The sequence below is a fragment of the Sphaerospermopsis sp. LEGE 00249 genome (assembly GCF_014299995.1).
Lineage (GTDB): Bacteria > Cyanobacteriota > Cyanobacteriia > Cyanobacteriales > Nostocaceae > Sphaerospermopsis > Sphaerospermopsis kisseleviana.
Genome location: NZ_JACJUZ010000034.1, coordinates 31,662 through 51,136, shown reverse-complemented (window position 1 = coordinate 51,136; position 19,475 = coordinate 31,662). Strand labels below are relative to the sequence as shown.

19 protein-coding genes, 1 tRNA gene and 1 pseudogene are annotated in these 19,475 nt (G+C 37.8%); 14 read left to right on the top strand and 7 right to left on the bottom strand.

The window, feature by feature from the left end; genetic code table 11:
* Positions 1-141: 141 nt before the first annotated feature.
* The 3 genes from lpdA to H5968_RS13365 all read right to left on the bottom strand — a co-directional run bounded on the left by lpdA (position 142) and on the right by H5968_RS13365 (position 2,552).
* Positions 142-1,572, bottom strand: a complete 1,431-nt coding sequence (gene lpdA, locus H5968_RS13375; RefSeq protein ID WP_096566467.1) for a dihydrolipoyl dehydrogenase — start codon at positions 1,570-1,572, stop codon at positions 142-144.
* A 289-nt stretch (positions 1,573-1,861) separates the two neighbouring features.
* Positions 1,862-2,449, bottom strand: a complete 588-nt coding sequence (locus H5968_RS13370; protein ID WP_096566465.1) for an rRNA large subunit pseudouridine synthase E — start codon at positions 2,447-2,449, stop codon at positions 1,862-1,864.
* A 16-nt stretch (positions 2,450-2,465) separates the two neighbouring features.
* A tRNA-Ser gene (locus H5968_RS13365) sits at positions 2,466-2,552 on the bottom strand.
* Positions 2,553-2,659: 107 nt separating this feature from the next.
* Between H5968_RS13365 and H5968_RS13360 the strand changes: the two genes are divergently transcribed.
* The 10 genes from H5968_RS13360 to H5968_RS13315 all read left to right on the top strand — a co-directional run bounded on the left by H5968_RS13360 (position 2,660) and on the right by H5968_RS13315 (position 10,933).
* Complete coding sequence (locus tag H5968_RS13360; protein ID WP_096566463.1) at positions 2,660-3,028, top strand: 2Fe-2S iron-sulfur cluster-binding protein; 369 nt, start codon at positions 2,660-2,662, stop codon at positions 3,026-3,028.
* A gap of 16 nt (positions 3,029-3,044) precedes the next feature.
* A complete protein-coding gene (locus H5968_RS13355; protein WP_187040346.1) occupies positions 3,045-3,647 on the top strand; it encodes a thermonuclease family protein in 603 nt (200 codons plus the stop codon).
* Positions 3,648-3,786: 139 nt separating this feature from the next.
* Positions 3,787-4,596, top strand: a complete 810-nt coding sequence (locus tag H5968_RS13350) for an inositol monophosphatase family protein (RefSeq protein ID WP_187040345.1) — start codon at positions 3,787-3,789, stop codon at positions 4,594-4,596.
* An 86-nt stretch (positions 4,597-4,682) separates the two neighbouring features.
* On the top strand, positions 4,683-5,621 hold the full coding sequence (locus tag H5968_RS13345) for a J domain-containing protein (RefSeq protein WP_187040344.1): 939 nt from the start codon (positions 4,683-4,685) through the stop codon (positions 5,619-5,621).
* On the top strand, positions 5,621-6,832 hold the full coding sequence (locus H5968_RS13340) for an ATP phosphoribosyltransferase regulatory subunit (RefSeq protein WP_187040343.1): 1,212 nt from the start codon (positions 5,621-5,623) through the stop codon (positions 6,830-6,832). Before H5968_RS13345 ends, H5968_RS13340 begins: the two co-directional genes overlap by 1 nt.
* 192 nt (positions 6,833-7,024) lie before the next feature.
* A complete protein-coding gene (locus tag H5968_RS13335; RefSeq protein WP_187040342.1) occupies positions 7,025-7,252 on the top strand; it encodes a ferredoxin family protein in 228 nt (75 codons plus the stop codon).
* A gap of 122 nt (positions 7,253-7,374) precedes the next feature.
* Entirely contained in the window at positions 7,375-8,100 is a 726-nt protein-coding gene (locus H5968_RS13330) for an ABC transporter ATP-binding protein (RefSeq protein WP_187040341.1), read from the top strand.
* A 30-nt stretch (positions 8,101-8,130) separates the two neighbouring features.
* Positions 8,131-9,441, top strand: coding sequence for an AAA family ATPase (locus tag H5968_RS13325; protein WP_187040340.1), 1,311 nt, complete (start codon positions 8,131-8,133; stop codon positions 9,439-9,441).
* On the top strand, positions 9,438-10,103 hold the full coding sequence (locus H5968_RS13320; protein ID WP_187040339.1) for a retron system putative HNH endonuclease: 666 nt from the start codon (positions 9,438-9,440) through the stop codon (positions 10,101-10,103). The genes H5968_RS13325 and H5968_RS13320 overlap by 4 nt, the downstream gene beginning before the upstream one ends.
* Before the next feature lie 80 nt (positions 10,104-10,183).
* Complete coding sequence (locus H5968_RS13315) at positions 10,184-10,933, top strand: carbonic anhydrase (protein ID WP_187040338.1); 750 nt, start codon at positions 10,184-10,186, stop codon at positions 10,931-10,933.
* Between the two features lie 9 nt (positions 10,934-10,942).
* On the opposite strand, the pseudogene H5968_RS13310 reads toward H5968_RS13315, so the two are convergent.
* Positions 10,943-11,122 (bottom strand): annotated as a pseudogene (locus H5968_RS13310) (hypothetical protein); the annotation flags it as partial.
* 183 nt (positions 11,123-11,305) lie between these two features.
* On the opposite strand from H5968_RS13310, the gene H5968_RS13305 reads away from it, so the two are divergent.
* On the top strand, positions 11,306-11,764 hold the full coding sequence (locus H5968_RS13305; RefSeq protein WP_187040336.1) for a Mov34/MPN/PAD-1 family protein: 459 nt from the start codon (positions 11,306-11,308) through the stop codon (positions 11,762-11,764).
* Positions 11,765-11,811: 47 nt separating this feature from the next.
* Here H5968_RS13305 and H5968_RS13300 read toward each other — a convergent pair whose 3' ends face one another.
* Positions 11,812-13,302: a GUN4 domain-containing protein gene (locus tag H5968_RS13300; protein WP_255427123.1), complete on the bottom strand. Its 1,491-nt coding sequence runs from the start codon at positions 13,300-13,302 to the stop codon at positions 11,812-11,814.
* A gap of 394 nt (positions 13,303-13,696) precedes the next feature.
* Between H5968_RS13300 and moeB the strand changes: the two genes are divergently transcribed.
* Both moeB and recA read left to right on the top strand, forming a co-directional pair.
* Positions 13,697-14,869: a molybdopterin-synthase adenylyltransferase MoeB gene (gene moeB / locus H5968_RS13295; protein ID WP_096566447.1), complete on the top strand. Its 1,173-nt coding sequence runs from the start codon at positions 13,697-13,699 to the stop codon at positions 14,867-14,869.
* 308 nt (positions 14,870-15,177) lie between these two features.
* Positions 15,178-16,254, top strand: a complete 1,077-nt coding sequence (gene recA, locus H5968_RS13285; RefSeq protein WP_187040333.1) for a recombinase RecA — start codon at positions 15,178-15,180, stop codon at positions 16,252-16,254.
* A gap of 211 nt (positions 16,255-16,465) precedes the next feature.
* On the opposite strand, the gene H5968_RS13280 is transcribed toward recA, so the two are convergent.
* The gene (locus H5968_RS13280) at positions 16,466-16,996 is read right to left on the bottom strand and encodes a hypothetical protein (RefSeq protein ID WP_096566443.1); all 531 of its coding nucleotides are present in this window, start codon (positions 16,994-16,996) and stop codon (positions 16,466-16,468) included.
* A gap of 497 nt (positions 16,997-17,493) precedes the next feature.
* Between H5968_RS13280 and H5968_RS13275 the strand changes: the two genes are divergently transcribed.
* Positions 17,494-18,579 carry a response regulator gene (locus H5968_RS13275; RefSeq protein WP_187040332.1) on the top strand — a complete coding sequence of 362 codons (1,086 nt, stop codon included), beginning with the start codon at positions 17,494-17,496 and terminating at the stop codon, positions 18,577-18,579.
* Positions 18,580-18,710: 131 nt separating this feature from the next.
* Here the strand turns inward: H5968_RS13275 and H5968_RS26115 are convergent, their stop codons facing one another.
* On the bottom strand, positions 18,711-19,463 hold the full coding sequence (locus H5968_RS26115; RefSeq protein WP_370569770.1) for a sensor histidine kinase: 753 nt from the start codon (positions 19,461-19,463) through the stop codon (positions 18,711-18,713).
* Between the last annotated feature and the right edge of the window lie 12 nt (positions 19,464-19,475).

Here is a 19,475-nt window from a genome sequence, read left to right as displayed (position 1 = left end):
GGACTGGGGACTGGGGACTGGGGACACTTCGACAAGCTCAGTGCATCGCTGGGGACTGGGGACTGGGAAGATTTATTCTTTTCCATCAAAGTAAGCACAGATTTTAAAGGATTAATTTCCCAATCACCAATCACCAATCACCTAACTAGCGATCGCTCGTTTGTAGGCTTCATCTAACACTTCTGATAGTGTAGGATGGGCGTGAACCAAATAAGCCAAATCTTTTACAGATTGACGGTTAGCAACTGCGGCGGATGCTTCGTGAATTAAACTGGAAGCGTGTGCGCCGAAAATATGCACACCTAACACCTCACCTGTATCTGAACGATAAATTACTTTAGCAATACCATCGGCTTCGTTTTCTGCCAAAGCTTTAGAATTACCTTTAAAGTAACTCTTACTGGTAGCAATTTCAAACCCTTCTGCTAAACCTAATTCTTGGGCTGCTGTTTCTGTTAAACCCACATAACTCACTTCTGGATGGGTAAAAGCTGCTGCGGGAATACTACGATAGTCTACCGTTTTGTTTTTACCCAGGATATTTTCTACAGCAATGATACCTTGAGCCGAAGCGGCATGAGCCAACATCATTTTACCGTTAGCATCACCAATGGCATAGAGGTTAGGAACTACTTCACCTGCTGACAATACCTCCATGCCATCATTTACAGGGATAAAATTTCGTTTATCCAGTTCTACACCCACAGATTCTAAACCGAGATTTTTAGTAGTGGGGATGCGACCTGTAGCTACTAAACAAGCATCAACTTCTAAAACTTCTAAATCTTCTTTTGTTTGGAAGTTTGCTAACTCAATGACAACAGGAGAACCAGGAATTACCCTTTTAGCGTATATTCCGACTTTAGTTTCAATATCACGGGGAGTAATTAAAACTCTTTCTGCCAGTTTAGCAATATCCCGATCAAAGCCTGGCATTAACACATCCAGGGCTTCAATCATGGTAACTTCACAACCCAAAGCAGTGTAAACATCAGAAAATTCTAAACCGATGTAACCACTACCAATAATAGCGATCCACTGAGGTAAAGATTCTAACTTTACACCTTGGTCACTAGTAAAGACTGTTTTACCGTCTATTTCTATTCCGGGAGGAACAAAGGGAACAGAACCGGGAGAAAGAATAATATTTTGAGCAGTGATAGTTTTGTCACCACTATCCGTCATCACGCTGACTTTCTGTGAACCAGCGATTTTTCCCCACCCCCGGATAATATCGACTCCCAGACGTTTGAGACTGTTGGTTAAGTCACCTTGAATTTTCGAGACAAGATTATTAGCATGATTAGCGATCGCTTCTCGCTCAAATTCTACACCACCAATTTGAATCCCCAAAGACTTGAGATGGTGGGCGTTACGTAACTCCCGCACCTTACCAGAAGCAGCTAACAAAGCTTTGGAAGGAATACAACCTCTGTTAACACAGGTTCCTCCCATATCTCCAGCTTCAATAATCGCTGTTTTCAGACCATAATGAGCAGCGTGTAGGGCTGCGCCATGTCCACCTACACCTGCGCCAATAATCACTAAATCGTAATCAAATCCAGAACTCACGTTAGTTTCCCCGTTTCTTTAACCTACTTATTTTTAACTTCATTCCCCCCGCTAAAACAGTTCACTTAGTGCGATCGTGTTCAGAACGGGGATAACCTTAGAATTATAGTTATATTTGGATGATGGATTTTTCATGACATTTTGCCATTTTACCTGATTTCCCGATCATCTAAACTTTTATGCTTACAGCACACTAAGCGTTAGCATTCAACCCACCTTCCGCACCCTAAACCTTGTAGAGACGTTGCATACAACATCTCTACATTCTTTTTCAGAGAGGTCTAATTAGTTAAATTCGTGACTTTTTCAAACCTTGGATTTCTGAGGGTGTAAGGTTGCGCCATTCACCTAGTTGTAAACCAGTTAATTGTAAGTGAGCAATACTCACCCTGATTAATCTTAAAGTGGGAAATCCTACCGCAGCAGTCATGCGTCGCACCTGGCGGTTTTTCCCTTCTGTGAGAGTCATTTCCAGCCAAGCTGTAGGAATATTTTTCCTAAATCTAATCGGGGGGTTGCGCTCACTCACTATAGGTTCTTCTGAAAATAGTTTAACTTGGGCGGGGCGAGTTCGGTAATCTTGAATTTCTATTCCTGTGCATAGTTTTTGGATAGCTTCTGCATCAGGAATGTTTTCTACCTGCACCCAGTAGGTGCGTTTATGCCCAAATCGGGGGTTAGCAAGACGATGCTGTAACTGTCCATGATTAGTTAACAACAATAAACCTTCACTGTCCCAGTCTAAACGCCCCACAGGATAAACATCAGGCACATCAATATAGTCTTTCAGGGTAATGTGTTTAGGCGATTCTTGGGTAAATTGACTCAGGACACCATAGGGTTTATGAAAAATAATATACTTAAATTCATTGGTCATTATCTTGAAAAAAAAACGGAGAAGGAGGGATTCGAACCCTCGTTGAAGTTTCCCCCAAACAGACTTTCCAGGTCTGCGCCTTAAACCACTCGGCCACCTCTCCAGGTGTCATGAATTTTCATTCTAAACCAAACTTGTAAAAAATGCAATGATTAGATCAAAGATTTTTACAATAAATCTACAATCTCACATTCTCTAGCAAAAATCAAGATGGTTCAGACCCATACAGTCAAAGTTCACAACCGCCAAACAGGCGTATCACATACCCTGCAAGTTCCAGAAGACCGTTATATTCTGCATACAGGGGAAAATCATGGCATAGAACTGCCTTTTTCTTGCCGGAATGGGGCTTGTACAACCTGCGCTGTCAGGGTAATCTCAGGAGAAATTTACCAACCAGAAGCTATTGGTTTATCCCCAGATTTACGCCGACAAGGTTACGCTTTGTTGTGTGTGAGTTATGCTCGTTCTGATTTAGAAGTAGAAACACAAGACGAAGACGAAGTTTATGAACTTCAATTTGGGCGCTTTTTTGGTAAAGGCAAAGTCAAAGCCGGTTTACCTTTAGATGAAGATTAGAGGCAAATAATAAACAATGAAGACTGTCCCAAGGCGCAGCTACTTACAGGCTAAAATTGCCGTATTAGTATCCTATTTGGTTATGTGGGCGCAAAAAGTAGCAATTTTATCTTGTTTGTTGTTGTTGGTCAGTTGTCAAGGCAAAAATCAGCCAGCAAACATACCCACAGTAGTCACAGTAGCGCGGGTTGTCAGCGGACAAACTTTAGAAGTGCTGGGATTGGGAGAACAACCAAATATAACTTCCCAAGTCCGCTTAATCGGTTTAGATGCGCCTGATTTACGTCAGCGTCCTTGGGGCGAGGATGCTAAAGCACTTTTAGAAAAGTTAATTAATGATGGTGATGGCGGGAAAAAATCTCTCAAGTTAGAGTTTGACCTGGAAACCAAAAACAGGTTTGGGCAAACCTGGGCTTATGGGTGGAAAGATCAGGTGTTTTTGAATGAACAAGTGATCAAACAAGGGTATGCTCTATTTGTGGGACGATCGCCTAATCACAAATACAATCAACGCCTAGAAAATGCCCAACTTTGGGCAAGACTGATGGGACAAGGTATCTGGAACCCAGATAACCCCATGCGTCAAACTCCTGGTGAATATCGGCGGATGAATAAGTGATTGGTGATTGGGGACTGGTAACTGGTGATTGGTGATTGGTGATTGGGTTATTAATCCTTCCCATCTCCTGAACTCCTAGAATTCCTTGAACTCCTGAACTCCTAGAAATCCTGACTCCTGACTTCTTGATCTCCTTCTCATGACTAACTTACAAATTTTTCTCGATATCGCTACCGAAGCTGCCTTATCTGCTGGTGTGGTTTTGCAAGATTATTTAGGTAAAGTAGAGGATGCTATTACCGAAAAAGGCAGACCTGGTGATTTAGTTACCGCTGCTGATAAAGCTTCTGAAAAAGTGATTTTGGAAATTATCAACCGTCACTTTCCCCAACATTCCATCCTCGCGGAAGAATCAGGAAAATTGGGAAATCAAACCAGTGAATATCTCTGGGCTATTGACCCTCTAGATGGTACAACTAACTACGCCCATCAATATCCCTGTTTTGCTGTTTCCATTGGTTTGTTGATTCAGGGAGTGCCAAAAGTCGGTGTAATTTATGATCCTTTCCATAATGAATTATTCCGGGCTGCTGCTGGTTTAGGTGCAACACGCAACCGCAGACCTATCAAGGTTTCTCAAACTTCTGAACTGAGTAAAAGTTTGTTAGTAACAGGATTTGCTTATGACCGCTGGGAAACCAAGGATAATAACTATGCAGAATTTTGTCATCTTACCCATCTTACCCAAGGCGTAAGGCGTGGCGGTTCTGCTTCTCTAGATTTAGCTTATGTTGCCTGTGGCCGTGTGGATGGTTATTGGGAAAGAGGTATTGCACCTTGGGATATTGCTGCTGGTATAATTTTAGTACAAGAAGCTGGGGGTCAGGTGACAGCTTATAATGGTGGAGATTTACAAATTGATTCTGGCAGAATCCTGGGTACTAACGGTTATATTCATAACAGTCTGAGTCAGAAACTAATGCAAATTTCGCCTTTGTCAGCTTGGTAATATGGGAAAATTACTAATATCTGTTAATTCAATATTACTGACAGGGTAAACTATAAAAAATTGCTGCTAGGTTGCAATATTTCTCTATGTCTTTCAAAATAGATGGTGGATTATTCAAATATGATTTTGTAGATCATCACGCAGTTTTGTGTGTTCCAGTTGACGCTAGTGCCGGGGAAGTACGTAAACGCTATCTCAAAATCGCCCGTCGCTTGCACCCAGATAGTGCTGCTGTGATCAAAAGTCATGAAAAAGAGATAGCCACTGAATTATTATCTAAACTGGTTAATCCTGCTTATGAAAAACTGTCATTAGAACGCAATAGAGCCGAATATACTTTAATTTTGTCGCAAATTGGCAAGCGTCTGGCACAAGAACCAGTAGAGGTGGTATTGACTACAGAGGCAGCCAAGCAATTAGCGATCGCTCCCAATATGGAACTATTGTATCAACAGGAATTGGCTAAAATTGCCGAAATTCAATTTGTTGATTTACAGCAAACACCCCTATTTATTGCCCAAATTAGCGAATTGAATTTAGTTTACCTGATGCGGCGTGCAGGACGGTTGATGACTACGCCCCAATCTATTAAAGCCTCTGGTACTTCTAGCACTCTACCCCCTCCCCCACCCCCTCCTCCTACACCAAAAACAGATGCGGTTGTAGAACAGTATCTGCGTCGCGCTCAAACTTTGATTGAAAATGAGCAGTTTGCTCAGGCAATAGTGGAAATACAAGATGCTTTGAAGCTTGCTCCTAAAAATAGTCACTGTCATAGCTGGATGGCAATGATATATTTACGCCAAAATCAGCTAAAAATGGCTAAAATTTACTTTGAAAATGCCCTGAAATTAGATCCAAATGACAAATTAGCTTTGGAATGGAAGCCTAAACTTGATAAAGTTTTAGAAAATCAATCTGGTACTCATCAGGGAAGGAAACCTGCCAATAATGGAGATACCCAACCCGATAAGTCTAGAAATGGTGGTTTGTTCGGTGGTTTGTTTGGTGGGAAGAAAAAATAATGGTGTATCAACCAGCAGCGGGAGCTAGGGATTTATTACCCTTGGATGTGGCTCAAAAACGCTGGATTGAAGATAGATTACAACAGGTTTTTCATCGTTGGGGATATCACAGGATTATCACCTCAACGCTGGAACGGATGGATACGCTGATGGCAGGTGAAGCAATTCAGCGCCATAAGGTCATACAATTACAAAATGGGCAAGATGAGGAATTGGGTTTGCGTCCAGAACTCACCGCTTCTATTGCTCGGACTGTAGTTACTCGCATGGCTGAAGCAACCTATCCCCAACGGTTGTATTACAATGCTAATGTATTTCGCCGCAACTGGGAAAAGCGCCATAATCAGCAGCAGGAGTATTATCAAGCTGGGGTGGAGTTGCTGGGTGCGGACGGTTTACTGGCAAATGCAGAAGTGCTTTTGTTGGTAGCTAATTGTTTAGAAGCTGTAGATTTGCGTGGATGGCAGTTGATTTTAGGTGAGGCGGGAATTACTAAATCTCTGCTGGATGCTTTTCCGGCTAATATCAGAAGTGAAGTGAGAAATGCGATCGCTAATTTAGATCGTGTAACTCTCGATACTTTACCTCTGAGTGAAGAATTGCACCAACGCGCTAGAATCATGTTAGATTTGCGTGGTAAAAGTGCTGATGTGCTGCAAAAAGTCAGCAGTTTAAATTTAGATGCTGACCAGCAAGCAGCGGTAAATAACCTAAAATCCCTGATAGAATTACTGGAATCAGAAGGTAAATTTTCTTTGATTTTGGATCTCAGTTTGATTCAAACTATTGACTACTACACAGGAATTGTGTTTGAAGTAGTTAGTGATACTGAAGGTCAGGCGTTAGTTTTAGGGCGTGGTGGTCGTTATGACCGGCTTTTAGGGCTATATCATCCCCAAGGTCAAAATATTCCTGGAATTGGTTTTGAATTAAGCATTGATGATTTATACCAAGTTTTAGCATCGAGTCAGCAATTACCGCAGAGTATACCCGCGAGTAACTGGTTAGTAGTTCCAGAAGATCAAAATGCTGATGCTGCTGCTTTTGCTTATGCCCAAAAATTACGAGATTCTGCCCATTTAGTGCGGGTAGAAATGGATTTGGGGGGAAGGGATGCCGAAGCAATTCGGAACTATGCACGCGATCGCTCTATCGCCCAAATAGCCTGGATTAACTCTGATGGTACACCCACAATTGAAGCAGTTAGTTAACAGGTAATACAGCCATCAGCCGTTAGCTATCAGCCGTCAGCTAATCTTAATCTTTACCTTTGCGGTTCTTTTCCTGTTATTCGTTGATTAATAAAAGCTGAAAGCTGATCACTGAAAGCTGATTACTTGCGTTAATATTACAAATTGTTAACTTAGAAACTGCTGATTCAATCAAGAGAGGGGAACGAGAAAATGCCACATACAATAGTAACGGAAGTTTGTGAAGGGGTTGCTGACTGCGTAAGTGCTTGTCCTGTAGCTTGTATTCATGAAGGACCAGGTAAAAACGTTAAAGGTACAGATTGGTACTGGATAGACTTTGCTACCTGTATCGACTGTGGCATCTGTTTACAAGTTTGCCCAGTAGAAAACGCAATTTTAGCAGAAGAACGCCCTGAATTGCAGAAAATTTCAGAATAGGTAGAGAGGTGACAGGTGACAGGTGACAGTAAATCATTTTTACTGTTTACTTATTCTCTGTTCCCTATTCCCTATTCCCTGTTCCCTATTCCCTGTTCCCTATTTCCTGTTCCCTATTTTTTATGACTAATAACTATTTATTAGAAGTTGAAAATGTCCATGCTGGATATATTAAAGATGTCGATATATTGCAGGGTATTAATTTTCGAGTTGAACGAGGAGAATTAGTAACTGTAATTGGTCCTAATGGTGCTGGTAAATCTACGTTAGCAAAAACAATTTTTGGACTTTTAACACCCCACACAGGTACGATTACCTTTAAAGGGGAAAAAATTAATGGTTTAAAATCCGATCAAATTGTGAAAAAGGGAATGTGTTATGTTCCGCAAATTGCCAACGTTTTTCCATCATTAACAATAGAAGAAAATTTAGAAATGGGGGCTTTTGTGCGGAATGTTCCCCTGAAACCTTTGAAGGATAATATATTTGCAATGTTTCCCAGATTGAGCGATCGCCGTCGTCAACGTGCAGGAACTTTATCAGGTGGAGAAAGACAAATGTTAGCGATGGGTAAAGCTTTAATGTTAGAACCTAGTTTATTATTATTAGATGAACCTTCCGCGGCTTTATCTCCGATTTTGGTAACACAGGTATTTGAACAAATCAAACAAATTAATCAAGCGGGAACTGCGATAGTTTTAGTAGAACAAAATGCTAGAAAAGCTTTAGAAATGGCTGATACAGGATATGTGTTAGAATCAGGACATGATGCAATGTCTGGACCTGGGAGAGAATTATTGAATGATCCAAAAGTGGGAGAATTATATTTAGGTGCGGGAGGACATTAAATAAAGAGTCAGGAGTCAGGAGTCAGAACTATGCACATTGAAGAATTACATTTACAGAATTTTCGAGGTTTTCAAGAACTGAAATTGAAACTTCCTCCAGATTTAGCTGTTTTCATTGGATCTAATGGTTCAGGCAAATCTTCCATTTTAGATAGTATTGCTATACTTTTGTCAAGATTTATATTTGAATTACTGCCCAAGAAACCTTACAAAAAGTTAGATTTTGATTTAACAGAGGATGATATAAATATAAATGCACATAGAACACAAGAATCTATTCGCATTGTAATTTACTCAGATATAAAAATGTCTTGGGATATTTCCAGAGATAGAGATGAATTTAAATCTATAACAAAGAAAACAGAAATTAATCAGTATGTTTCTCACGTACATCAAGAATTAAAATATCAACCTAATTTATCCATACCATTATTAGTTTATTATCAAACACAGCGAATAGTTATAAACTCTGGTTTTGGAAAAAGAGTTATTAGTAAACCTAATCAGTTTGATGCTTATAAATCGTCATTTTCAAACAATATCAACGATTTTAAAGATTTTTTTGATTGGTTTAAAGAAGAAGAGGAATATGAAAATGAAATTCGATTAAGAGAAAATAATAGCTTTAGAAATAGCAATCTTGAAATTGTTAGAAAAGCTATAGAAATATTTTTAGAATCTTTCCCCAATAGCCAATTCGTAAACCTTCATATTGCTCGTGTAAGTAGTAGTAAAGAGTTAAGTAGTCATCGTCTTAATAGTCCTTCATTAGTTATCGAAAAAAATGGTGAAATTTTTAAACTAGAGCAACTTTCCGATGGTGAAAAAACCTTATTGATGATAGTAGTTGACATTGCCAGAAGGTTGGCAATTTTAAATCCTAGTATTACTGATCCTTCAGAAATACTGCAAACCGGAACAGGAATAATATTAATTGATGAAATAGATTTACACTTACATCCTCAATGGCAAAGAATAGTCATTCCTAGTTTTAGAAGAACATTTCCAAATTGTCAATTTATTGTTACTACTCATTCACCTCAAGTTTTGAGTGGAGTAAACAGAGAAAACGTATTTATTTTAGAAGATGGAAAAGTTGTAGAATTGACACCCCACACATTTGGTAGAGACAGTAACTCAATTTTGTTTGAAGTTATGGGTGTAGAAAAAAGACCTGTAAAAATGCAGGAAAGAATAGATCAATGTTTTGAATTAATAGATGATGGGAGATTAGAAGCAGCGAAAATTAAACTAAAAGAATTATCTGATTTATTGGGAGAAAATGATTTAGATATAGTCAAAGCGCATACACTTATTGATTTTTTAACCAGGGTAGAATGAAACGCATTATTAAAGGAACAGAACCTCCTTGTCTTTTAAAATATCGTCAGACACAGGACGCAAACTATGATGATTATCGTCCAAAAGAACCTTTAAAAAGGGCATTATTAGCAGAACAAGGTTATATTTGTTGCTATTGTATGCAACGAATATCTATAGATAATATGGAAATTGAACATAATAAACCTCAAGCTGATAATCCACATTTACAACTAGACTATAAAAATCTAATAGCTTCTTGTTCAGGTAGTAGAGGTCAAGGAAAAAAGAATTTACATTGTAACGCAAGAAAAGGAGATTATGAAGGAACACATAGAAATTATACAATGAATCTTAATCCAGTAGATAGTAATAAGAATTGTGAAAATCAGATCAAATATAGTTCTACTGGAAAAATATTATCTATATGTGATGATGAAACTATTAATCATGAATTAAATGAAGTTTTAAATCTGAATTATCAAACTCTCAGAGAAAATCGTAAAATAGCTTTAGATGTTGTGATTAACGCTTTAAATAGAAAATTTCCTAATAAAACATGGTCACAAGAAGCTTTGAAAAAGAAAGTGGAAGAACTTAGTAGCAAAGATGCAGATGGTAGGTATAGTCCATACGGTCAATATATTGTTTGGTATTTAAGCAAAAGATTAAATAACCCTTAAACCGTGTAATCAGGTACTCTTATAGTGGTGTCAAATCTGATATCTTCTTGAAAACCATGCAGAAGTTTTCAGGGAGACTTATGAGTAGAATTAACGGTTTTGTAGGTCGTCGTCACTTCTTAAAAATCGCAGGTTTAACTACATTAAGTATTAGTAGTCTGACTGCTTGTAATGAAATAATTACTAATCGCTCAGAAATAATTATTCCTGACACTAATCCTAATCCTAACCCAGTTAGTGCAAATGAAGCTCAACGCAGATTAGTAGAAGGAAATAGAAGATTTGTCAATCAAAGTCGTCGATATCCGAACCAATCAAAAAGACGCTTACAATCAGTTTCTAAAACCCAATATCCCTATGCAGCAATATTAGGATGTGCAGATTCCCGCGTACCACCAGAATTAATTTTTGATCAAGGACTTGGTGATTTATTTGTTGTGCGTGTAGCTGGTAATATTGCTAGTGATGAAGCTATTGGTAGTTTAGAATATGCTACTACTGCTTTAGGTACAGAACTAATTATTGTTTTGGGTCATGAAAGATGTGGTGCGGTGAAAGCAGCTATGAAAAATCAACCAGTTCCTGGAAACGTTGGTTCTATTGTTGATGAAATTAGACCAGCTTTACCTCAAATTCAACAAAGAACAAGTGATATTAGTGATATTAATGATAGTAATTATGAACAGAATGCTATCATTAATAATATTCAATACCAAGTTGAAAGATTGCAGAATAATTCAGCAGTATTAGCTAAATTAATTGGCGCAGGTAGATTAAACGTTGTTGGTGCTTTTTACGATCTTGACACTGGTAAAGTCAATTTTATTTAAGCATTCAGCTTACTGGGGAATAGCGGAAGGATAAACATCAGTAGCTACTAAAACAGGTTTATCACGATATTCAGCTTCTAGCTTTCTTTGTAAATCTAAATCCCAGGTAATATCATAATCTCTTTCTAAGTCTGCCACTACAAATGGACGCAAAACACCTGTTACAGCTACCTTTTCTCCTTCCCTGACTCCAGTTTATAAACTATAAACTATAAACTATATATTTTATTGTATTTTCTTGACTTCTATCTTTTGAGTAGTTTATTTGATCTAACTTGCGAAAGATGAAAATTTCTGGGAGATAGTATTGATCATATTTGCAAAGTATGGGATTAATAAATAAATTTGCGTTTGATTACAATATCTATATCTATGAATATTCTCAAGATTCTCTCTGAACACTTGCAAATTATCAACATTCATGCTGAAAAAACCTACCCTGATGAATGTTGTGGGTTAATATTGGGTTATATTAGTAATGGAGTGAAAACTGTTGTAGAAGTGATACCTACAGAAAATGTGTGGAATAGGGAAAGGGGTAATTTTTCAGAAAACCAGGAAGAATATAGTACCAGAAGAAGATATGCGATCGCTCCCTTTTTCATGTTACAAATACAAAAAGAAGCGAGAAACTGCAATTTAAATATCATTGGTATTTTTCATTCCCATCCTGATTATCCTGCTATTCCTTCAGAGTGGGATAGAATCTATGCTTGTCCAGAATATTCTTATATAATTGTATCAGTTACACAAGGGAAAGCGGGTGAATTAAATAGTTTTTGTTTAGATGAAAATCATCAGTTTCAAAGGGAAGTAATAGAGGTTTTATAAATCAGGATATACAGGGTTAAAACAACGATAAATTGATTGATTAAAATTTACAACTTACAAGGTGAAATCAGAGGTATCATTCTGCGAAAACTAACGCTAGTATATTCTGGAGGTGTATTTGGTAAATGTCCTCTTGGTGCATTAATATTGAAGGTAAGGTCTGAGTAACGCAACCAGTTATTTTCTCTCCTCCATCCAACGCGATCAGCAAACTTGTTAAAGTTATCAGAATTATAGCCCACTGTACCCGCAATATTATTCCAAATTTGTTTTTGGATACTAAAACCAAAACGTCCATTTGATGCTTTTACCCAACGTTTATCTATATCTTGCAGCGAAGAACAGGAAAAATTTTTAATAGAGTTAAAATCTAAATTACCTTCTTTTTCTTTACCCGCTATTTTCAGTATTATCTTATAGGTTTCTATATCAGCTTCTTTCCATTTTTTAGCTGCTAAAAGTTTATCTAAATTACGAAATTCAGCTTTATTAGTTGTAATTTTCACAGGAGGTTGAGGAGTTGAAGTTGCTTTTGGAGAACTTTTAGGTTTCACAGGAGGTTGAGGAGTTGAAGTTGCTTTTGGAGAACTTTTAGGTTTTACAGAAGGTTCAGAAGTTGCAGCTACTTTTGGATCACCTTGATTAGATAATACATTATTCATAGCATAACCACCAGCAAAACTAACAGCTACTGCTACACCAAAACCAACCAAAATTTTAGTAGGAAAATCTCTCTTATTTTCAATTTTATTTAATGCTTGTAATGCTTCAGTGGCATTTTTATAACGTTGACTAAAATGATCACGTACCATATTATTTAAAACTTCTGCAAATCTATCACTAACTTGGGCATAATTTCGCCAAATAATTTCCCCAGTAGTCGAATCTTCCTCAAGTTGTGCTAGTAATAAACCCGTTACCGCTTGAATGCCAAGTATTCCTACAGCATAAACATCACTAGCAAATTTCGGTCTACCATTTGCCTGTTCAGAAGGCATATATCCAGGTGTACCAATCCCTACAGTTAAGCTAGTTTGCCCTTGAGAATTAACTGTAAAAGCGGCTATTTCTTTAACTGCTCCAAAATCAATCAAAACAATTTTACCATCATCATGACGACGCATTATATTTGATGGTTTAATATCTCGATGAATAATATTTTGTTGATGAACAAATGATAAAACTTCTAGGATTTCTTGTATTAGTTTAATTGCTTTCTCTTCACTTAACTTTTTACCAACAACAATCTCTTGATTCAGATCATGTCCATCTACAAATTCTTGTACCAGAAAAAATTCCCCCTTGTCTTCAAAATAAGCATAAAGTCCAGGAATTTGATCATTTTTACCTAAATCTTGTAATATCTTGGCTTCATTTTCAAATAATCTTTGAGAAATTGCCAATACACCCGGATCAGGATTGCGTTTTAAGTGCTTAACAACACATTTAGGATTACCTGGTAATGCGGTATCTTCAGCTAAGTAAGTATCTCCAAACCCACCTGTACCGATTTGCTTAATAATTTTATACCTACTCAACAGTATAGTCATCGGTTATTAAATAAGAGATTTTACAAGATAATTGTCTGATAGCGAGCCATCTGAGCATATCCAAGATTTTAGGATGTAAAAAATGCAAATAGCGATTTTATAACCAATTATTCAGAAATTTAACTGAGATTCATGAAATAACGAACCACTCCAGGCACAGAGAACACAGAGATAATACAATTAATTTAGACTTATTAACAATTTTTTATTCTTTGCGTATTTGCGTCTTTGCATGAGCTAAAATCATTCAACTCCAAAAAATGCGATCGCCCCCTTCCCAGTCCCCAACGTGATATAATTCCCCCAGCAAAAAAAATAGAACTCATAAACTGAACCAACTTTGAGTTAATATTAATACTCTGAGATTCTGCATTTTCTTACTATGCTAAATCCTAATCTGGATGAAATCCAGTTAACGAAAGACGACTACGAACGCTACTCCCGCCATTTAATCTTGCCCGAAGTGGGTCTAGAAGGACAAAAACGCCTCAAAGCTGCCAGTGTATTATGTATAGGTACTGGTGGACTCGGTTCGCCATTGCTGTTATACTTAGCAGCAGCAGGTATTGGCCGCATCGGTATTGTTGACTTTGATGTGGTTGATTTTTCCAACTTGCAACGTCAAGTTATCCACGGCACATCCTGGGTAGGTAAACCCAAAATTGAATCCGCAAAAGACCGCATTCACGAAATTAACCCCTATTGTCAGGTTGACTTATACGAAACTCGTCTCAGTGCGGAAAACGCTTTAGATATCATTCGTCCTTATGATGTCGTCGTTGATGGAACTGACAACTTCCCCACACGCTATTTAGTTAACGACGCTTGCGTATTATTAAACAAACCTAACGTTTACGGTTCAATCTTCCGTTTTGAAGGACAAGCAACCGTCTTTAACTACGAAGGTGGTCCTAACTATCGTGATTTATATCCCGAACCACCACCACCAGGAATGGTTCCTTCCTGTGCAGAAGGTGGAGTGTTAGGAATTTTACCAGGAATTATTGGTGTGATCCAAGCGACGGAAACGGTAAAAATTATTATTGGTAAAGGTACTACTCTCAGTGGGCGTTTAATGTTGTACAACGCTTTGGATATGAAATTCCGAGAGTTGAAATTACGTCCTAACCCCATCCGTCCGGTAATTGAAAAACTCATTGACTACGAAGAATTTTGTGGTATTCCCCAAGCAAAAGCAGCAGAAGCGAAGCAACAAATGGACATTCAAGAAATGACCGTTACGGAATTAAAAGCATTAATTGATAGTGGGGCGCAAGATTTTGTCCTGTTGGATGTACGTAACCCCCACGAGTATGAAATTGCGAAAATTCCTGGTTCTGTCTTAGTACCATTACCAGAGATTGAAAATGGTGATGGTGTTACTCAGGTAAAAGAATTACTTAACGGACACCGTTTAATTGCCCATTGTAAAATGGGTGGACGTTCTGCCAAAGCTCTGGCTATTCTCAAAGAAGCGGGTATAGTGGGAACTAACGTTAAGGGTGGCATTAATGCTTGGAGTTTGGAAGTAGATCCTTCTGTGCCACAGTATTAAATTGGGGATTGGTAACTGGTGATTGGTGATAGGGGACTGGTGATTGGGGAAACAGGAAATATTTATCTTTCTCCTGACTCCTGTACGCGCGTTCGCGAAGCGTGCTGGAAGCATCAGCATTCGGAAAATAGGCTTGGACAAAAATTTATAATTAGTCGCCCGAATGCTTCGCCCCTACCACTCCTGACTCCTCCCATAAAACTTTTTTCCCACACCTTACCAATTGTACTTTTTCTGGTTAAAATAGTATATCTGTTCTAATCAAGAACCCAACGCAACTTTCTTAAATCCTATATTTAGAGGCTCTAATGGCAACCAACACAGCGGATACTGGCAAGCAAAAAGCACTGAATATGGTACTCAACCAGATTGAGCGCAGCTTTGGTAAAGGGGCGATTATGCGTTTAGGTGATGCTACCCGGATGCGTGTAGAAACAATTTCCACAGGGGCGCTAACACTGGATTTAGCTTTGGGTGGTGGTTTACCCAAGGGAAGGGTGATTGAGATTTATGGACCGGAAAGTTCTGGTAAAACTACAGTAGCTCTTCATGCGATCGCAGAAATACAAAAAAATGGCGGCATAGCTGCTTTCGTAGATGCAGAACACGCATTAGATCCCACCTACGCAGCTGCACTAGGTGTAGATATTGAAAATTTACTGGTTTCCCAACCGGATACTGGTGAAGCAGGTTTAGAAATCGTTGATCAGTTAGTACGTTCCGCCGCCGTTGATATAGTTGTCATTGACTCCGTAGCCGCCCTAGTACCCCGTGCGGAAATCGAAGGTGATATGGGTGATGCTCACGTAGGTTTACAAGCACGATTGATGAGCCAAGCCTTACGGAAAATTACAGGTAATATTGGTAAATCTGGTTGCACAGTTATATTTATTAACCAATTACGGCAAAAAATCGGTGTCACCTACGGTAGTCCAGAAACCACAACGGGCGGTAATGCGTTGAAATTTTACGCTTCCGTGCGTCTAGATATTCGCCGTATTCAAACCTTGAAAAAAGGCTCTGATGAATTTGGTAATAGAGTAAAAGTGAAAGTTGCCAAAAATAAAGTTGCACCACCCTTTAGAATTGCCGAATTTGACATTATCTTTGGTAAAGGAGTTTCTACCCTTGGTTGTTTAGTGGACTTAGCAGAAGAAACCGGCATTTTACTGCGGAAAGGTGCGTGGTACAGTTACAACGGTGATAACATTTCCCAAGGTCGAGATAACGCCATTAAATATCTAGAAGAAAAACCAGATTTTGCAGAAAAAATTAAAGAACAAGTCCGCGGGAAATTAGATCAAGGCGCAGTAGTTTCTGCTAATTCTGTTTCTAAATCTAATGAAGAAGAAGATGAAGAAGAAATGGAATTAGACGAAGAATAAAAACCCTGAATAAAAACCCTATTTTCTTTGATCTCGTTCCCAGTCTCAGACTGGGAATGCTATTACAGAGGCTCTGCCTCTGTTTTTTTATTGAAGGCAGAGCCTTCTATAATTCATTCCCATACAGAGTATGGGAACGAGAAAATACAGAATATGGGAATGAGAAATTGATAAGACAGAAAATGGGAACGAGAAGACCGGAAAAATTTTACTAAAATTCTACAGTTTCAAATTCAAAAATAGAAATCAGACGATCATCAACATAAACTTCTATTCTGTGTTTACCAAGAGGATCACCAGGAGCGATTTTCCAGTAATTTTCAATCACACCATTTTTAACTGTTTGCGTCCGCGTTGTGATGGCTGTACTACCATCCGCAGATAGGGAAAAATTCTCATCTTTCTCCGGTGTAGCCCAAGTTTCTGGGGCTTTTGGTAAACGTAAAACTTCCCGCCATTTGACTTTACCCTGGTAATTTTGTAGTGTCATTCTCCAACCATAAGCATCACCTTTTTTTAAAGGTACTTTGGTGGTGGGAAAAAAATTAGCTTTACCTTGGGAGTCTACTATTCTCACTCCAAATTCAGATTTACTAACATTAATCTGTTTACCATTAACTAATTGAGAAACTTCTGGGGGTGCTTCCGCTAAAACTGTATTCCTATTTTGCAAATTTGTAGCTAAAAAGGCAACCATCAACCACAGAGAAGTTAGCAAAAACCTAAAAAACGAAATTCTCATAAGCATTTTTGGCAGATATTATATTAGTCATTAATTCTATTATTTTTAGCCCTAGTCCGGTTGAAGATGTGAAAATTATTGGACTGTAAATTGTTCGTAAATTGTTCACATTCACAGTTGCAAGACTTATGCAAAATAGAAGGAAAGTAGAGGTAATTCATGAATTACCCCTACCCAAGAATCAGGTTGTTAGTACAATATTTTTAGTACAATATTTTTAGTACAATATTGCGTAAGTCCTAACTTGTGTAAGTTGAATATTCAATCCCTTCAATCCCTGCAACCTACTGATATACTGTAAGTATATCTACGGTAAGACTTTCTAAGTGGACAGTAGGATCAGCTAAATTATATTAAGTCAGTTATTCCTCATTTATCACGAAGCGCAAATAGCTTACAATTAGTCATAATCAAGTATCAAGATTAAAGCAAAAGGCAATCTGAGTTGTTATCCTTATTTTTAATCCATCTACCAAATAATATCAGGGAAACAAAAAATGAAAAACATTTTAATTATTGAAGATGAAGTTGAAATCAGAAACAATATCCAAGAAATTTTAGAACTCTCAGAGTTTGATACACTAATTGCAGAAAATGGCTTACAGGGTGTGCAATTGGCTAAAGATAAACATCCTGATTTAATTATTTGTGATTTGATGCTGCCCGAGTTAGATGGCTATAGTGTCTTAACTCAACTTCGTCAGGATTTTTCTACTGCAACCATTCCTTTAATTTTCTTAACTGCTAGAGCGGATAAATCAGATTTACGTCGAGGGATGGAACTTGGTGCAGATGATTACCTAACTAAGCCTTTTCATCCAGATGAATTACTACAAGCAATTAATACTCGATTGGATAAACAAGCAATAGTAGATGAACGAACTCAAAAAAAATTAAATGATTTAAGCAGTTCTATCAGTCATTCACTTCCCCATGAAATCAATACTCCTCTGAATCATATTTTAGGATTCTCAAATTTATTGATGCTTGAGGAAAACCTTTCCCATGAAAATCTGGAAATTTTAGGATCCATTCATCAAGCTGCTCTGAGGTTACATAGACTAACTATTAACTTCCTGATGTATACAGACTTGGAATTAATAGCATCTGATCCAGAAAAAGTGGAACGGCTTCGTAATAATGGAGTCAAAAGTTTTGTCAAATCAACTATGGAAAATGTAGCTGTACAAATTGCTGAAAAAGCACATAGAACAGCAGATTTGAGTATAGAAATATCTGATGCAATAGTCAAAGTTTCTCCTGTCAGACTCAGTAAAATTGCTGAGGAAATAATTGATAATGCTTTGAAATTTTCTCTACCTAATACACCAGTAAAAATTATCGGTTATAGTAGTAATAATTCCTATCATTTATATGTGATTGACCACGGTAGAGGAATGACCAAAGAGCAAATTTCTAGAGTTGGGGCTTATGTCCAGTTTGAACGTAAAATGTATGAACAACAAGGTTCTGGACTGGGATTATCAATTGCTAAGAGGTTAGTGGAACTGCATGGAGGAAAGTTTTTAATTGAGAGTATACCAGGAGCAGAAACTATTATTAAAATTATGCTTCCCCAGTGATAATAACATTATGATCAATTGATAATGGATAATTGACAATTAATTTTTTGTGCCTACCTACTTACCAATTATCAATTACCAATTACCAGTGTCAACAGATATGTTAATTGTTTAACTAGACGTGATATTAATTATCCTTTGAAAAAAGGAAGACTAACTGTAAATGTTGTTCCTTCTCCCGCACGACTTTCTACGTTAATTTTCCCTTGGTGCAGATCCACACATTTTTTGACTATGGACAGCCCTAAACCAGTTCCTGCAATTGTACCAACGTTAGATGCTCGGTGAAAAGGTTCAAATAAATTAGCTTGATCTGCTTCAGGAATACCAATGCCGCGATCGCTAATTTTAAATAATATTTGATTATTGTTTTTAGTCAAACTAAAATTAACCAAATTGTGAGACGGAGAATACTTAATAGCATTAGTCAGGAGATTGGTGAGAATTTGCCGTAAAATTTTTTCATCAAACTGAATAATCAGATAATTTTCCATAATTTCCTCGCCTAAATCTAAATAGAAATTAATTGTATGTTGGTTACTCGTAGTTTCGATTTCTTCTTTGAGATGGCGACAGAAAGCGATAATATCTGATGCTTCTAAATGTAATTCTATTTTCTCGGCTTCGGCGCGGTTAATCATCAGTACATCATCCAGTATTTGGGTTATATGCTTAATGGTGTTTTGGATGGTTTGGAAATGTTGCTCTTTTCTTTCTGCACTCAGGCGATCGCTAAATTTTTGCAAAATACCCGATGATGAAGAAATAATGGCTAAAGGTGTACGAAACTCGTGGGATGCCATTGTAATAAACCGAGATTTCAATTGGCTTAATTCTTTTTCTTTTTCTAGTGCTGCTTGTAATTCTGCTGTTCGTTCTGCCACTCTCTGTTCTAA

Excerpts from the sequence above, each read along its gene's own strand:
- H5968_RS13370 (WP_096566465.1), bottom strand. The coding sequence starts at position 2,449 with ATGACCAATGAATTTAAGTATATTATTTTTCATAAACCCTATGGTGTC.
- H5968_RS13360 (WP_096566463.1), top strand. The coding sequence starts at position 2,660 with ATGGTTCAGACCCATACAGTCAAAGTTCACAACCGCCAAACAGGCGTA.
- H5968_RS13355 (WP_187040346.1), top strand. The coding sequence starts at position 3,045 with ATGAAGACTGTCCCAAGGCGCAGCTACTTACAGGCTAAAATTGCCGTA.
- H5968_RS13350 (WP_187040345.1), top strand. The coding sequence starts at position 3,787 with ATGACTAACTTACAAATTTTTCTCGATATCGCTACCGAAGCTGCCTTA.
- H5968_RS13345 (WP_187040344.1), top strand. The coding sequence starts at position 4,683 with ATGTCTTTCAAAATAGATGGTGGATTATTCAAATATGATTTTGTAGAT.
- H5968_RS13340 (WP_187040343.1), top strand. The coding sequence starts at position 5,621 with ATGGTGTATCAACCAGCAGCGGGAGCTAGGGATTTATTACCCTTGGAT.
- H5968_RS13335 (WP_187040342.1), top strand. The coding sequence starts at position 7,025 with ATGCCACATACAATAGTAACGGAAGTTTGTGAAGGGGTTGCTGACTGC.
- H5968_RS13330 (WP_187040341.1), top strand. The coding sequence starts at position 7,375 with ATGACTAATAACTATTTATTAGAAGTTGAAAATGTCCATGCTGGATAT.
- H5968_RS13325 (WP_187040340.1), top strand. The coding sequence starts at position 8,131 with ATGCACATTGAAGAATTACATTTACAGAATTTTCGAGGTTTTCAAGAA.
- H5968_RS13320 (WP_187040339.1), top strand. The coding sequence starts at position 9,438 with ATGAAACGCATTATTAAAGGAACAGAACCTCCTTGTCTTTTAAAATAT.
- H5968_RS13315 (WP_187040338.1), top strand. The coding sequence starts at position 10,184 with ATGAGTAGAATTAACGGTTTTGTAGGTCGTCGTCACTTCTTAAAAATC.
- H5968_RS13305 (WP_187040336.1), top strand. The coding sequence starts at position 11,306 with ATGAATATTCTCAAGATTCTCTCTGAACACTTGCAAATTATCAACATT.
- moeB (WP_096566447.1), top strand. The coding sequence starts at position 13,697 with ATGCTAAATCCTAATCTGGATGAAATCCAGTTAACGAAAGACGACTAC.
- recA (WP_187040333.1), top strand. The coding sequence starts at position 15,178 with ATGGCAACCAACACAGCGGATACTGGCAAGCAAAAAGCACTGAATATG.
- H5968_RS13280 (WP_096566443.1), bottom strand. The coding sequence starts at position 16,996 with ATGAGAATTTCGTTTTTTAGGTTTTTGCTAACTTCTCTGTGGTTGATG.
- H5968_RS13275 (WP_187040332.1), top strand. The coding sequence starts at position 17,494 with ATGAAAAACATTTTAATTATTGAAGATGAAGTTGAAATCAGAAACAAT.